Origin of the sequence: Oscillibacter sp. PC13, assembly GCF_900115635.1 — a bacterium.
GTDB lineage: Bacteria > Bacillota > Clostridia > Oscillospirales > Oscillospiraceae > Oscillibacter.
In genome coordinates, this window is the sequence record NZ_FOXE01000007.1 from 39,804 (window position 1) to 54,659 (window position 14,856).

The 14,856-nt window shown below is 44.4% G+C and carries 13 protein-coding genes; 9 read left to right on the forward strand and 4 right to left on the reverse strand.

Annotation, left to right across the window (positions count from 1 at the left end; genetic code table 11):
- The first annotated feature begins 28 nt into the window (after positions 1–28).
- From mobC to BMZ81_RS05525, 7 genes are all read left to right on the forward strand, one after another.
- Entirely contained in the window at positions 29–358 is a 330-nt protein-coding gene (gene mobC, locus BMZ81_RS05495; protein ID WP_091129590.1) for a plasmid mobilization protein, read from the forward strand.
- On the forward strand, positions 319–1,686 hold the full coding sequence (locus tag BMZ81_RS05500) for a relaxase/mobilization nuclease domain-containing protein (RefSeq protein WP_177187211.1): 1,368 nt from the start codon (positions 319–321) through the stop codon (positions 1,684–1,686). The genes mobC and BMZ81_RS05500 overlap by 40 nt, the downstream gene beginning before the upstream one ends.
- A gap of 196 nt (positions 1,687–1,882) precedes the next feature.
- On the forward strand, positions 1,883–2,089 hold the full coding sequence (locus BMZ81_RS05505) for a helix-turn-helix domain-containing protein (RefSeq protein ID WP_091129594.1): 207 nt from the start codon (positions 1,883–1,885) through the stop codon (positions 2,087–2,089).
- Positions 2,090–2,163: 74 nt separating this feature from the next.
- Positions 2,164–3,549, forward strand: coding sequence for an NYN domain-containing protein (locus BMZ81_RS05510; protein WP_091129596.1), 1,386 nt, complete (start codon positions 2,164–2,166; stop codon positions 3,547–3,549).
- A gap of 58 nt (positions 3,550–3,607) precedes the next feature.
- Entirely contained in the window at positions 3,608–6,373 is a 2,766-nt protein-coding gene (locus tag BMZ81_RS05515; RefSeq protein ID WP_091129598.1) for a type I restriction endonuclease subunit R, read from the forward strand.
- Between the two features lie 12 nt (positions 6,374–6,385).
- Positions 6,386–7,954, forward strand: a complete 1,569-nt coding sequence (locus tag BMZ81_RS05520) for a type I restriction-modification system subunit M (protein ID WP_091129600.1) — start codon at positions 6,386–6,388, stop codon at positions 7,952–7,954.
- Between the two features lie 2 nt (positions 7,955–7,956).
- Positions 7,957–9,168, forward strand: coding sequence for a restriction endonuclease subunit S (locus tag BMZ81_RS05525; RefSeq protein WP_091129602.1), 1,212 nt, complete (start codon positions 7,957–7,959; stop codon positions 9,166–9,168).
- Here the strand turns inward: BMZ81_RS05525 and BMZ81_RS05530 are convergent.
- A complete protein-coding gene (locus BMZ81_RS05530) occupies positions 9,161–9,775 on the reverse strand; it encodes a restriction endonuclease subunit S (protein WP_177187212.1) in 615 nt (204 codons plus the stop codon). The genes BMZ81_RS05525 and BMZ81_RS05530 overlap by 8 nt on opposite strands.
- A gap of 280 nt (positions 9,776–10,055) precedes the next feature.
- Here BMZ81_RS05530 and BMZ81_RS05535 point away from each other — a divergent pair, with 280 nt between their 5' ends.
- Entirely contained in the window at positions 10,056–11,141 is a 1,086-nt protein-coding gene (locus BMZ81_RS05535) for a restriction endonuclease subunit S (protein ID WP_278308872.1), read from the forward strand.
- Here BMZ81_RS05535 and BMZ81_RS05540 read toward each other — a convergent pair.
- Positions 11,134–12,255, reverse strand: coding sequence for a restriction endonuclease subunit S (locus BMZ81_RS05540; protein ID WP_242942574.1), 1,122 nt, complete (start codon positions 12,253–12,255; stop codon positions 11,134–11,136). The genes BMZ81_RS05535 and BMZ81_RS05540 overlap by 8 nt on opposite strands.
- Before the next feature lie 137 nt (positions 12,256–12,392).
- On the opposite strand from BMZ81_RS05540, the gene BMZ81_RS05545 reads away from it, so the two are divergent.
- Positions 12,393–13,340 carry a tyrosine-type recombinase/integrase gene (locus BMZ81_RS05545; RefSeq protein WP_091129832.1) on the forward strand — a complete coding sequence of 316 codons (948 nt, stop codon included), beginning with the start codon at positions 12,393–12,395 and terminating at the stop codon, positions 13,338–13,340.
- A 56-nt stretch (positions 13,341–13,396) separates the two neighbouring features.
- On the opposite strand, the gene BMZ81_RS05550 is transcribed toward BMZ81_RS05545, so the two are convergent.
- Together BMZ81_RS05550 and BMZ81_RS05555 are read right to left on the reverse strand one after the other, a co-directional pair.
- Positions 13,397–13,918 (reverse strand): SLOG family protein, encoded by a 522-nt coding sequence (locus tag BMZ81_RS05550; protein ID WP_091129608.1) that lies wholly within the window; start codon positions 13,916–13,918, stop codon positions 13,397–13,399.
- A 142-nt stretch (positions 13,919–14,060) separates the two neighbouring features.
- Complete coding sequence (locus tag BMZ81_RS05555; RefSeq protein ID WP_091129612.1) at positions 14,061–14,396, reverse strand: helix-turn-helix domain-containing protein; 336 nt, start codon at positions 14,394–14,396, stop codon at positions 14,061–14,063.
- Positions 14,397–14,856: the final 460 nt, after the last annotated feature.

Here is a 14,856-nt window from a genome sequence, read left to right on the forward strand (position 1 = left end):
TCTATCTTTATGAAAGGACAGACCGCCTATGGCAAACAGAACAAGACCAAATCAAATCCTCTTCTGTGTCTCCGATGATGAGAAACGGATCATCAAGGCAAAGATGGCGCAGCTTGGTACAAAGAACATGGGAGCTTATCTTCGCAAGATGGCGATTGACGGCTACATTATCAAAGTGGACTATACCCAGCAGAAAAAACTTGCAGCAGCCGTTAGCCGAGCCGCAGCGAATATCAATCATATTTGCCGACGCATCAACTCGACAGGGCACTTCTACGAGGATGATGTTGCCGAGTTGAAAGAGAGGCAGAAGGAAATATGGCAGTTACTAAAATCAAGCCAATCCGAGGAACTGTGAATAAGGCAATCGCCTACATCATTGATCCGAAGAAGACGGATGATGAACTGCTTGTGTCCTCTTTTGGCTGTGCTGCCAGTGATTCTGCTGCGAAGGAATTTGAATGGACACGAAACCTTGCAGCACAACAGGGAGCGCAGCTTCCTACTGTCATCGCCCGTCACCTGATACAGTCTTTTGATGTTGGTGAGGTCACGCCGGAAAAAGCTCACGAGATCGGAAAGCAGTTTGCAGATGAATGGCTCAAGGGCAAATACGAGTATGTGATCGCCACACACATTGACAAGGGGCATTGCCATAATCACATCATTTTCAATGCCGTAAACTTTGTCGATTACCATGCGTACCGAAGCAATAAGCGAACATACCGAGAGCTGAGACAGCTCAGTGATTCCATCTGCAAAGAACATGGACTATCCGTGATTCCTCCGTCTCAGAGCAAGGGCATGGGCTACAAAGAATACACGGAAGCAAAGCGCGGCACGAGCTGGAAACAGAAGCTCAAGCAGACCATTGACCGTTGTGTCATTACCGCAAAGGACTATGACGAGTTCCTGAAAATGATGCAGGAAGCCGGTTACGAAATTAAAATCGGCAAGTACATTTCCTTCCGCGCCGAGGGTCAGGAACGGTTTACTCGTGCAAAAACCATCGGAGAAAACTACACCGAAGAACGCATCAAGGAACGCATTCAGGGACGCAATCCCCGCAAGCGTCAAATGCAGACCGGACGCAAAGGTGTCTCCCTCATCATCGACATTCAGAATTGCATCAAGGCTCAGGAAAGCAAAGGCTACGAGCATTGGGCAAAGCTCAACAACCTAAAGGAAGCTGCCCGCACTCTCAACTTCCTCACCGAGAATAATCTTCTCCAATACTCTGATCTTGAAGCGAAGGTCGAGGATATCCACAGCTCCTATGCTCGTACCGGCGAAGAGCTGAAAGGCGTGGAAGCCCGTCTGCGAGAAGTGCAGCCGCTTCTCAAAAATATCGGCAATTACCAACGCCTCAAGCCGGTCTACGATGCCTTCCAGAAGACGAAGGACAAGAACGCATTCCGGGCAAAACACGAAGCGGAGCTGGTCATCTTTGATGCAGCAAAGAGCAATCTTCTTGCAATGCAGGGAGACGGAAAGCTGCCGAGTTTGAAGTCACTGCAAGCCGAACAGGAACGGCTCTCTCAGGAGCAGCAGAGGCTTTACGATGAACGCGCCAGTCTCAAGAAGCAAGCGAAGCAGATTGATACCATCAAGGCGAATGTCGATATGTTCCTCAGTCTGGGACGAGAGCAGGAATCGATGCCAAAGCGTAGCAAACAGCTTGAATAAAGTGGTCGTGCGTATGGACTGCCTTCTCAGGCAGTCCATATTTAGCAGTTACACTATGGGTAAACGAATTACTCCAAGAAGTTGCATCTTTTTTGTTAATCCTTGGATGGATAGATTGAAAATATCGACCTATTCTGCTATAATATGATTTAGATATACCTATTCACGCGAGGATTTGATTGAAAGAGGTGCTTTCATGAAGATTAGCTACAAAAAACTATGGGTGCTGCTTATTCAAAGGGACATCACTAAAGTAACTTTGAAAAGAGATTTAGGTCTTGCAGCCGGTACAATGAGCAAGCTAAACAAGGGTGAGGATGTTGCACTTTCTGTATTGCTGAGAATATGTGAATACCTGAATTGTGACATTGGCGATATATGTGAAGCTGTCCGAGTTGAGTAAAAACCACGACACACCGAAGGGAGAGTTTCATGGATCATCATTACACGGCGATACCTGAAAGAGACAGCAAGGATATGATCTCCGCTGACTTCTCTGACGAAGAAAAGGCTACATACAAAGATAGCACATACGAAATTGTATCAAAGGTAGCCTATCTTATCGGTGTTCCTCTACGCATCTTTGAAAACGAGCATGAGGCACCGAAAATGGAAATATACGCGCGTCTTGAGCAAGATAAGACCGCAAGGATTATCCGACATCTTTGCATAATTCGGACATCCATAGAGCGCAACTTCAAGAATATCAATGAGAAAATGCGGATGGAATACCGCACCATATTGTCCATGCCGGAATATATCCCAGCAGAAAGTCTGAATCAGTTAAACACGGATGGAGTCAACTTCATAAAGAAATCAAGTACAAAGCTGTGCCATCATATTATTGAGCTAAACAGATTGATTTCAGATCGTATCAATAATTGCAAGAGACTCTTTCCGCTCTGGATCAACTGGGATTACATTAAAGAACTTTTCATTATGCCTGACGGCTTGAAAGAAGATGGAACGAAAACCGCAGCGGATGTTTATTATGCAAACCTGTCACTCTATCCGTACCAAATGTATATCAACTGGATTCCACAAGAGGAAGGGAACATTCTTTACAACGACAAGAAGTTTGTTTCGCTTCTCTATCAATGGCACAATGATTACTTCTCGGAGTACAGCAAGGTTTCTGATGCCGGAAGCTATATAAAAGGCAGCATTTATGAGTTCATCGAAAGCAGTGAAAAAGTCGTGGTGGTTGTGGACTGTGAGAACTCAGATCCGTATAAACTGTGTGCCACGCTGAAGAACCTTGATTATCAGTATACGAAGAAAATTGCGACGATCATTCTGTTTGACGATGTGCATACCGCATCCGCATGGAGTATCTTGGAAAACTTCACGAAGATACCCGTCGAACACATGATGATTGAGCGTGTAAAGTCAAATAAATCCCTCGTCGATATAAAATTGACGGCAAGAGCCTGTCAGGAACATTACAGAAACAATGTGGACTCCTTTATCATCGTGTCCAGCGATTCTGACTATTGGGGACTGATTTCCTCTTTGCCGGATGCCCGTTTTCTTGTCATGATTGAACATGAAAACTGCGGACCAGATTTGAAAAATGCCCTTGTTAATGCGGGAATCTTCTACTGCTACATAGATGATTTTTACTCTGGCAATACAGAGGATATTAAGCTGGGCGCACTTTTCAAGGAGATGTACCGATATATTGATAGTGCTGTCCGGCTGAATGTAAATGAAATGTTTGCAGAAGCTCTTCGGTCTACCCGTATAGAGATGAGCGATGCAGAAAAGAAACAGTTTATGGCTCAGTATATAAAGACCATGCAAATGCGAATCAGCGATGTAGGCGATGTCATCCTTGAGTTCAAAAGAAAAGCAAATGCGTAATTAAAATAGCCATCTGGAATACCCCCAAAAAATATCCTCAAGTATTGGAGATGAAGATATGGCATACCAAAGTGAAGCTGCTCTTGAGCAGCAATTCATAGAGCAATTAAACAAACAGGGTTACAGCACGGTTTCAATACCGGACTACGATGCTTTAGTGGCAAACTTCAAAGTTCAGTTTGAAGCCTTCAATGCTGCAAAACTTGATACGCCTCTTACTGACAAGGAATGGGAGCGTATCTTTAACCTCATGCTCGGAAAGTCCGTTTTCCAGAGCGCCAAAATCCTCCGCGATAAGTTTGTATTAGAGCGGGAGGATGGAACGAAGGTTTATCTTTCGTTCTTTGATACTGATCACACAAAGAATATCTTTCAGGTCACAAACCAAACAACCGTTGTTGGCAAGTATGTCAATCGCTATGATGTGACGCTGCTCGTAAATGGATTGCCTTTGATTCAGGTTGAGTTAAAGCGTCGCGGCATTGATATACGCGAGGCGGTCAATCAGGTGATGAGATACAAAAAGCACTCTTATAATGGGCTGTACCATTTCATCCAGATTTTCGTTGTCTCAAATGGTGTTGATACAAAATACTTTGCGAACTCCGACAGGGATATGCTTTACAGCCTTGCATTTTTCTGGACAGACTTCAATAATGTCCGCATTACCAACTTGAAGGATTTTTCTATTTCCTTCCTTGCCCGTGATCACATCATTAAGATGCTGACGCGCTATACAATCTTGAATGACACGGACAAGCTGCTGATGGTTATGCGTCCTTATCAGGTATATGCTGTTGAGGCTCTTGTGCGTCAAGCAACCCTGACCAACAGGAATGCTTATGTATGGCACACGACCGGAGCTGGTAAGACGCTGACATCGTTCAAAACTGCGCAGATCCTCGCTGCTAATCCGAACATCAAGAAGGTTATTTTCCTCGTTGACCGCAAGGACTTGGACTCTCAGACTACCGAAGAGTTCAACAAATTTGAAGCTGGTTCCGTGGATGCTACGGATCGCACCGATGTTCTTGTGAAGCAGATGCAGGACAAAAACCGGCAGCTCATCGTTACTACCATGCAGAAAATGGCGAATGCGGTCAAGCGTCCTCAGTATGCAAAAATCATGGACGCATACAAGGATGAAAAGGTTGTCTTTATCATCGACGAGTGCCACCGTAGCCAGTTTGGTGATATGCACAAGGATATTGTCCGTCATTTCCAGAAAGCACAGTTCTTTGGCTTTACCGGAACGCCGCGCTTTGAAGTGAACGGAAAAACTGAGGGTAAGATCACGCAGACAACCGAAATGCTCTTCGGCGAGTGCGTACATAACTATCTGATCAAGGACGCCATTTTTGACAACAATGTTCTTGGCTTCCATATCGAATACATCAAGACAATGGAGGGAGATTTTGATTGGGATGATCCCACCCTTGCAGATGCCATTGATGTTGGAGAACTCTACCTCTCCGAAGAGAGAATGTCCCTGATTGCAAACCACATCGTCCAGAATCACAAGGCTAAGACAAGAAACGGGCAGTACACCGCCATCTTTGCCGTTTCTTCGATTGAAGCTCTCGTGAAATACTACGACATCTTCAAGAAGATTAAACACGACCTGAACATCACCGGCATCTTCTCCTATGGTCAGAATGAAGATGCAGAGGGCAAGGACGAGCATAGCCGTGACTCGCTTGAGAGAATTATCGCTGACTACAACGAGATGTACGGGACGAACTTCTCAACTGATACCTTCTCTGCGTACCACAAGGATATTTCTGACCGCGTAAAGGGTAAGAAAACAAAATCCTTGGATATTCTGATTGTTGTCAATATGTTCCTCACCGGCTTTGACAGCAAGCAGCTCTCCGTCCTCTATGTGGATAAGGATTTGAAGTACCACGATTTGCTGCAAGCCTACTCCCGCACAAACCGTGTTGAAAAAGAAACAAAGCCCTTTGGCATTATTATCTGCTACCGCAACCTCAAGAAGAGAACGGACGATGCTCTGACGCTCTTCTCGAAGAGTCATGATACCTCTGGTATCGTTGTTCCGGGCTATCAGTATTTTGTGGAGAAGTTCAACGAGATGGTGATGAAGCTCAAGGAAATTGCATTGTTCCCTGAGTCTGTCGATACCATGCAGAGCGAGGATGATCAGAAACGCTTTGTCATCACTTTCCGTGAGCTGACGAAGTATCTTCAATCGCTGCAAACTTTTATTGAGTTCAGCTTTGATCAGGATGCTCTTATCATGTCTGAGCAGGAATACCAGGACTACAAGAGCAAGTACCTGATGCTGTACGCAAGGCAAAAGACGGATCGTGAAGTCGTTTCAGTTCTCAATGATGTTGACTTCTGCATTGAGCTGATGGAGAGCGACAGAATCAATGTTGCCTACATCATGAACCTCATCCGCAACATCCACTTTGATGATGCAAAGCAGAAGGACTATGACATCAAGCACATCAAGGAAGAGCTGGGCAGAACGGATAACCCGCAGTTGCTTCGCAAGGTTGAGATTCTGCAAGCCTTCTTGGATCGTGTCGTTGTCGGGCTGGAAAGTGCCGATGAAATTGATGCAGCCTATAATGACTTTGAGAATGAAGCAAAGCGCGAGGAAATCATTGCATTTGCGACGGCTGAGGACATTGACTCGTCTATGCTGACTGACATTATTTCGGAGTATGAGTTCTCCGGCACGATGGATGCCGGTAACATCCGAGATCGCATAGAAAAACCGATGCCGCTTTTGAAAAAGCGTTCACTGGTCAATCGTATTGTTGACTTCATCCGGCAGCACACAGAGAAATACCAATAAGGAGACAGAGAGATGGATAATTCGATTCAGGCTCATCAGAAAGAGCTATGCAACAAATTGTGGGCAATGGCAAATGCCCTGAGAGGAAATATGGAAGCATACGAGTTCAAGAACTATATCTTGGGCATGATCTTCTACTACTACCTCTCCGACAGAACTGAGAAATACATGGTCAATCTTTTGAAGGATGACGGTATCAGCTACGAAGAAGCATGGGCAGACGAGGAATACAAAGCCGCTGTTATCGAAGAAGCACTCCGCGATCTCGGCTATATCATCGAGCCTCAATATCTGTTCCGTAAGATGGTCAAGATGGTTGAAAACCGTTCCTTCGATATTGAGTTCCTGCAAAAAGCGATCAACGCTCTGATGGAGTCTACCATCGGCAACGATTCTCAGGAAGACTTTGACGGTCTGTTTTCTGATATGCAGCTTGACTCCACGAAGCTCGGACACACCGTTAAAGATCGTAGCGCAGTTATGGCAAAAATTATTGCTTCGCTGGATGAGATCAACTTTGGCGTTGAAGACACTAAGATTGATGTTCTCGGCAATGCCTATGAGTATTTGATCGGTCAGTTTGCCGCAACTGCCGGTAAGAAAGCCGGTGAGTTCTACACGCCTTCGGGTCCTGCTGAACTGCTCTGCCGTCTGGCTTGCCTTGGACTAACAGATGTCAAGGATGCAGCGGATCCGACTTGTGGTTCCGGTTCCTTGCTGCTTCGGCTCAAGAATTACGCCAATGTCCGCAACTACTACGGTCAGGAATTGACCTCCACCACATACAACCTTGCCCGAATGAACATGATTCTGCGTGGAATCCCTTACCGCAACTTCAACATCTACAACGGGGACACCTTGGAACATGATTACTTCGGTGACAAGAAGTTCCGCGTTCAGGTTGCTAATCCTCCGTACTCTGCAAATTGGTCTGCCGATATGCGCTTCATGGAAGATGAGCGTTTCAATGAATACGGAAAACTTGCGCCGAAGAGCAAAGCTGACTTCGCATTCGTTCAGCACATGGTATATCACATGGATGAGGACGGACGCGCTGTTGTTCTACTGCCGCACGGTGTTCTGTTCCGTGGAGCGGCTGAGGAAACGATTCGTAAACATCTCATTCAGAAATTGAATGTTCTGGATGCCGTCATCGGACTTCCTGCTAACCTTTTCTTTGGCACCGGCATTCCTGTTTGTGTTCTCGTACTCAAGAGAGAACGCAACGGCAACTCTGACAATATTCTCTTCATCGACGCTTCCAATGATTTTGAGGCTGGCAAAAATCAGAACATCCTCAGAGAATGCGACATTGATAAGATTGTCGAGACATACGAGCGGCGTGAGGATGTGGACAAGTATGCCCATGTTGCAACCATGCAGGAAATTGAGGAAAACGGATTTAACCTTAACATCCCCCGTTATGTGGACACCTTTGAGCCGGAAGAAGAAATTGACCTGAATGAAGTTGCCGCCGAGATCCGCAAGCTGCAAGCTGAGATCAAGGATATTGATGCTGAACTGAAACCTTTCTTTGATGAGCTGGGACTGGATTTCCCGTTTGATGTGGAGGGCAAATAATTATGGCAAATGTATCCTCAAGTAACGGTCTCGAAAAGCGTCCGAAACTCCGGTTTCCGGGCTTTGACGAGCCGTGGAAAGCCGAGAAGCTATCTGACTTTGCAGACCGCGTGACACGAAAGAACAGCAAAAATGAAACTAATCTCCCCTTAACGATTTCGTCAAAAGACGGTCTTGTTGATCAGGTGAGCTACTTCAATAAGACGGTTGCCAGTAAAGATATGAGCGGCTACTATCTGCTCAAAAACGGGGAGTTTGCATACAACAAGAGTTATTCCGTAGGTTATGACTTCGGCTCTATCAAGCGTCTGGATCGCTACCCAATGGGGGCTTTATCGACACTTTATATCTGCTTTACCCTCAAAAAACATGATAGCGACTTCATCAAGGCATATTTTGATTCCCTGAAATGGTATCGGGAAATATATATGATTTCTGCCGAAGGAGCAAGAAATCATGGTCTTTTGAATGTTCCTACCGATGAGTTCTTTGAAACGAAACACTATCTGCCTGAAAACACTGATGAGCAAAGAAAGATTGCCGATTTTATCATTGCTTTGGAGCGTCGTATCGAAGCGCAGCAGTCTCTCGTAGATAACCTCAAGAAGTATAAAAGAGGTGCTGTTGATGGTCTGTTGTCTCGGAAAATCAAATTCCGCGCGAGCGATAATTGGGAAGAAATAAGAATAGCCGACCTGTTTTCGCCAATCAGTGACAAAGGGCATGGTGATCTTACTGTATTAACTATCGTTCAGGGTACGGGAACTCTTCCTCGTGACAGCGTAGACAGACGCATTTCTTATGATAAAACCAACACAAATACATATAAGCGTGTCATTGAGAACGATTTCATACTTCATCTTCGCTCCTTTGAAGGAGGACTTGAAATTGCTAACAGCGAAGGCATAGTTAGTCCAGCATATACTATCCTGAGAGCAAGTAAAGAAATATCCCCGATGTTCTATTACGCCTATTTTAGATCGTATTGGTTTATTAGTAATAAGCTCAGGATGGCAGTTGAAGGAATAAGGGATGGAAAATCAATCAACATGGACACATTTTGGAATATCAGGATTCCCTATCCGACGCTGGTTGAACAAACTCAAATTGCGGAATACCTTCAAGCCATTGATCTCAAGCTGGCAAATGCAGAGAAAACACTTGATAACCTTATGAGCGCCAGAAGAGGATTGATGCAGCAACTTTTTATATAAAGAGCTGCTGTAACATATAGCAACGCAATTTACTCAAGCAGTTTAACCAATGTTCCGCATTGGAGATACGAGCATCAACCTTGCCCAAAAAACTCCCGTAATATTTCTGTTGGTCAATGGAAGGATAAGGAACTCCTATCCCTTCAAGGTTTTTGCGACTGATCCTTTGGCGTGTTCCACCGGCAAGAAAGGAATTAACTGTTTTTAGGTATTGGTCAGAGCATAGGAATTGGAGAAGGTAATTCCTATCTATTACGGATTCGTCCGTTCTGATGACGGTACAATCGACTGCTGTAATCCTTCTTTCAGCGCTTTGGGGTAAAAGGCACGCTCTTCCGGCTGGCTCAGGCAATCTGGAAACGAGAATATCACCATCACATACTTCCAAACAGTTGAGACGATGGAATGTAGTCTCAGAAATGTATTTAGCATTTTGAGGTTTATCTAAATACACTCCGAAGCCTACATTTCCGGTTTGAATAAGACGGATTCCATCTACTGCCTGATCCTTAGATTCAATCCAATCGCCATCAGCAAACAACACGGAAATATCCTTGAGAGTTCGCTTATCACAACTCTCGTTTAATTTAGCAAAAATCTCTCGCAACAGTCCTCTTTTATACTTCTGATCAAGCAGACAGAAATAGCTATATGACAGACGAAATCCCTTGCAATAGCGGAAAATCTCTGCTACTGCAAGGGATTTTACTTTTAGATCATGCGAAAAATTGCCCTTGAAATAAACCTCAAGTAACGGTCTCGAAAAGCGTCCGAGATTAACATTTAGAAATGCAGATGGATCAAGTTTCCCCGATTGGAGTAGAACTTCTCTGAGTTCTATTATAGAGCCTTATTCGGAAAAGGTATTTGGAGAACATGAGTATGATATTCTAACTTCTTCTCGCGAAGGTCTCCAACGGCAAGAAGATCATTTTGGCTCAAAGCAGCGGCATGACACTGATGGATATAACATTATTCCTCTTGGTTACTGCACATACCGAAATAGAAGTGACGATGGGAGATTTGCTTTCAATATCAACACAATCAGCTCAAAAGCGATTGTCAGCAAGTTCTATCCCGTTTTCCGTTTCGTGAACGCAAACAGTCTCTTCATGTCCGAGTTTCTAAACTCATCACCACGCGCAAAGAAAAGGCTGGCTGTCCTCGCAGTCGGTACAAGCCAAGTGGTTCTTTCATTTGAGGCTTTGAAAGCTGTAAAGCTTGATTTACCATGCTGTGATGAGCAAGACAAAATAGCATCTTTTTTAGAGTGTTTGAATAGGCGAATAGAGCATCAACGAAAACTTATCACTGCCCTCAAGAAGTATAAAAGAGGATTGCTTCGTTCATATTTTATGACTGATGAGTGGAATACTCATAGCAAATGGGATAAGTGTAAATTAGGTCCGTGCTGCTCCAAAATAGGTAGCGGCAAAACACCACGGGGCGGCTCATCAGTATATGTCGATCACGGAGTAATGTTTCTCCGCAGCCAAAATGTACTATGGGGTACTCTTGATCTAAACGATGTATCTTATATTGACGAAGAAACAAATAATTCAATGCTTTCATCGGAAGTCCGGTGCGGCGATGTTCTGTTGAATATAACCGGTGCGTCAATAGGTCGAAGCTGTATTTACTCGCTTGATGAACGCGCAAATGTCAATCAGCATGTGTGCATATTGCGACTTTCGCAAGAAGGTAAAGAAAGATTGCTCCCTGAGTTCCTTTTGCAGCAGATTTTGTCGGATCGTATTCAACAACAAGTTATGGACTGTCAGAACGGAGGCAGTCGTGAAGGTCTAAACTTCCAGCAAATATCAGATTTTAATATAGTTGTCCCGGATATGAGAGAGCAACGAAAGATCTGTGGAATGCTGAATGCTTTTGATCAAAGAGTGTCTTGTGAAGAAACTGCTTTGCATACGCTGCTTGATCTTCGTGCCGCACTGATGCAACAGCTTTTCATATAAAAAGCTGTTGCATCAAGCCAGAGCGAAGCACAGTGAGTCTCTCCAACAATTCGATTGAACTATTGATATGCTGCTCAAATATGTCGAGGAATCCAACAACCGCTAACTGTGAGCGTTCATCGGGAATATCAAAAACAAGATTTTTAATTATCTCTGCGGATAGATTTCCTTGACCGCCTTGTAGATAGGTGTTCAGAATATCGTCCTTGCTGTCTTCAAGAAGGTATTTCAGAAAAACTCTGTTTATCCATGTTGGGCGAATACATAAAATTGCTTGATTTATTGCGCCCTCTATCTTTGAAATATCGACTTCGCCGCTTGTTGCACCGTATAATGCAACAATTAGATCACCTTTGGAAACCATCTTTGCAGACGAATATTTCAAGCCATCATCGGACAAAAAGAGTTCTGTTTTCTCCCCGTGTATCTCTCCGGAACGAATAAATGGAATGTTGCCACCATAAAAGCTGCTGTCCGTTGATTTCGGTGTGCCTCCTGAAAAGAAGGTACACTCGTCCCCCAAGCGAATTGACTTCCACTTGGTTGTCTCAGAAAAAAGAATAGCCTTCTCTCTGAAAATGGCTCTCATGACACCTCTTTTATACTTCTTGAGGTTATCGACCAAAGCGCGTTGTTTGTCGATACGCTGGTCAATCATATCAAGAAAAGAGGCAATATGCTCTTGCTCACGAGCTGAGGGAATACTGATTGGCATAGCGAAGAACACATCGTCCTTTATACTAACTCTGTCATGCCTCGCTCCACTATCGCCGGACATATAGACATATCTGTGCCAAGCCGATGAACGAAAATACCACTCATAGAAAGAGGGATTGATCGCTCCTTTGGCTCTAAAGCAAAGATAAAGCGGAGATACAATACCGGCATCAGGATATTTGTAGCTGCTGATAGGACCGTAAGGGGCATCTGAGGATTTTCGGGGATTATACACGAAGTCGTTTTCTTCGATGATGTAATATCCGCTGGTGTTGTCGCTGTTTGCGATGTCTTTGTCAAAATACTCGCGTTGTGGTATCAATCCTTGTTTTGCAGAATTACAGATAACATTAGTGATCTGCCCATCCGTGTTTTTCTTCGTGTTCTTAGCAAACACAGAGGATAGCAATGTTGACTGCCACGGCTCGTCAAAGCCCGGAAACCGGAGTTTCGGACGCTTTTCGAGACCGTTACTTGAGGATGATAAAGCCTATTTCATTCCTCCACCTGATAATGTTCGTGGAGGTGGTCAATATGACTAACAATACACAATTCAAGACGCTGCTGAACACTTGGCTAAATCACAAGAAGCCAATGATCACGCCGTCAACCCATGCCAGTTTTACGCTGATTGCCGAAAATCATCTTATTCCGTACTTCGGCAAGCGTAAGATCGGCAGCATCACCGAAGCGGACATTCAGAGCTACATATCGTATCTCTACAATGCCGGAAGGTTGGACAACTCAGGCGGTCTGACTGTAAAGACAATCAGAGATGTCATTCTCGTACTCAGGCTTGCGATGGAGTATGCGTACAAAGAACGGGCGATACCCTTGCTCAACTGGGATTTAATTGAGTACCCAAAAGAGCTTGGGGTCAAGAAAGTAGTCTCCTTGTCGAAGGATCAGGAGCAAGCCCTGATTCAGTGCATATATATGGACTTGAACCGAAAGACTGCTGGCATCCTGATTGCGCTGTTTACCGGTGTACGAATCGGTGAACTCTGCGGTTTGCAGATGAAGGACATCTCTCTTGCTGATAAGACAATCAGCATCAACAAGACTGTCCAGCGTATTTACGACAAAAAGAAAGGCGAGTCCTATCTCCATATCGGCCCGCCGAAAACTAAGACATCTGCGAGGACAATACCTGTTCCGTCTCTGCTCATGAACATCATCAAGAAGTTCTACACGGACAATCCGAATCATTATTTCTTGACCGGTAAAACAAAGCCGACAGAGCCACGAACATACCGCCAGTTCTTCACCCGTTTTCTCAAGCGAAACGGGCTGCAAAAGGTCAAATTCCATGAAATCCGGCACACATTCGCAGTAAGGGCAATCGAGATACCAGAGTTTGATATTAAATCGCTCTCTGAAATTCTTGGGCATAAGAATGTTTCCTTCACTTTGAATGTCTACGGCAGCGCAAATCTCCAACAAAAGGTGAAGTGCATGAATCTTCTGAACGATCTCTTATAAAAAAAGAACCTCATCCAGCACCGCCGCAACGGTGTTGGATGAGGCTTTTCATGTGATTATAAGTTTTCAACTAAAAGTGTCTTGGGATTGATAGCGATGATGGGCTTTCCTTGCTTTTTGGCATATTTCACGGTATTACCGGTTCCGCTCGGTCTGCCATCCCATACGGCGATAATATAGTCTGCCTGATCCACCATATAACGATTGCGCTTTTGCATACAATCCGCTGTGTAATGGTTTTGGATGAGCGTTTCTTTGTCGCACTTGCTTGCTATGTCAAAATAGCGTTCTCTCTGCTGCACTGTCCAATTCACTGCTTGAGTTTCACATGGGATAGCACTCTCAAGAGTAATGCCAGGATAAGTTGTCTTCAAATCGAGTACAATTTCCGCAGCATACATATCCACGCCGAGTGCCATGCCGGTGATAAAGTGTGACACGCCCTCTTTTTCGATGAGCTTGGTAATCTCTTCTCTGAGCTTTCCTTTCAGAGTAATGCACCGCTCATCAGCTTCATTGAAGCCAAAAGGAAGGCTTTGCGGTCTGTGACCGGTAAATGCGCATATCTTATTTTTCATTGAAAGTACCTCTGTATATGTATTAAAGAATTGAACTATGGTTCTAATACATAGTATAGCACATAAAAAAAGAAGAAATGTGTCGAAAGATGTGAAATAAAGAAAAACTGCGCAAAAAATTTGCGCAGCCTTCGGAAGACAATCATTTGTCGTTTTCTTTTTCCTGTTTGACCATCAGCTCAACCATTTGCAAAATACGCTTCTGGGCTTCCGGCGATAATGCAGCAAGTTCTTTTGACAGAGCTGTTGCCTGATAGCTTGTTGTATGGGTAAGCACATCACAGAAAATAGCATCTGCCGAAACTTCAAGAGCATTCATTATCAGGATCAGCTTCTCACAACGAGGAAAGGACGCACCTCTTTCTACGGTGGAAATGTAGTTGGTTGTGAGTCCGGTTTTCTCTGCGAACTGCTCCTGTGTAAGTCCTAAACGCTCCCGGCATTGCTTTATGCGCTTTCCTATTCGGGGATCAATCATGTCTGATACCATGCCCTTCTATAATGCTCACCATAATTATATGGATTAACGACATACATATACAGAAACGCTAATATCGTATATATGGATTAACGATATAGTTTTGATAATATTTTTTCCGAAAAGCAAAAAAGAGCCTCAGCCGACACCCACAACGGGCATCGACTGAGGCTCTTCATGCTTTATTGGGGATTCAACTTAGTGCCTGAAATCGACACTTATTCGCGCAGTAACGAGGAAAGACTGCCACATGGGAAAACAATAGTGCTGCTTCTTCGCGCGGCTCTGAGAGCGGAAAATCCGTCATTTTCGACCTTTATCCTGACAGTAAACCGCGTCCTCAGACCGCTTCGAGAAATAACGGGGACAGGCTACAACTTCGGTGCGGAAGCTCTGCTTGCAATCATGGATGCAGCGGCGGCACTGGTCATTATATTTTCGCCTTCCATCTGTGTCTAAG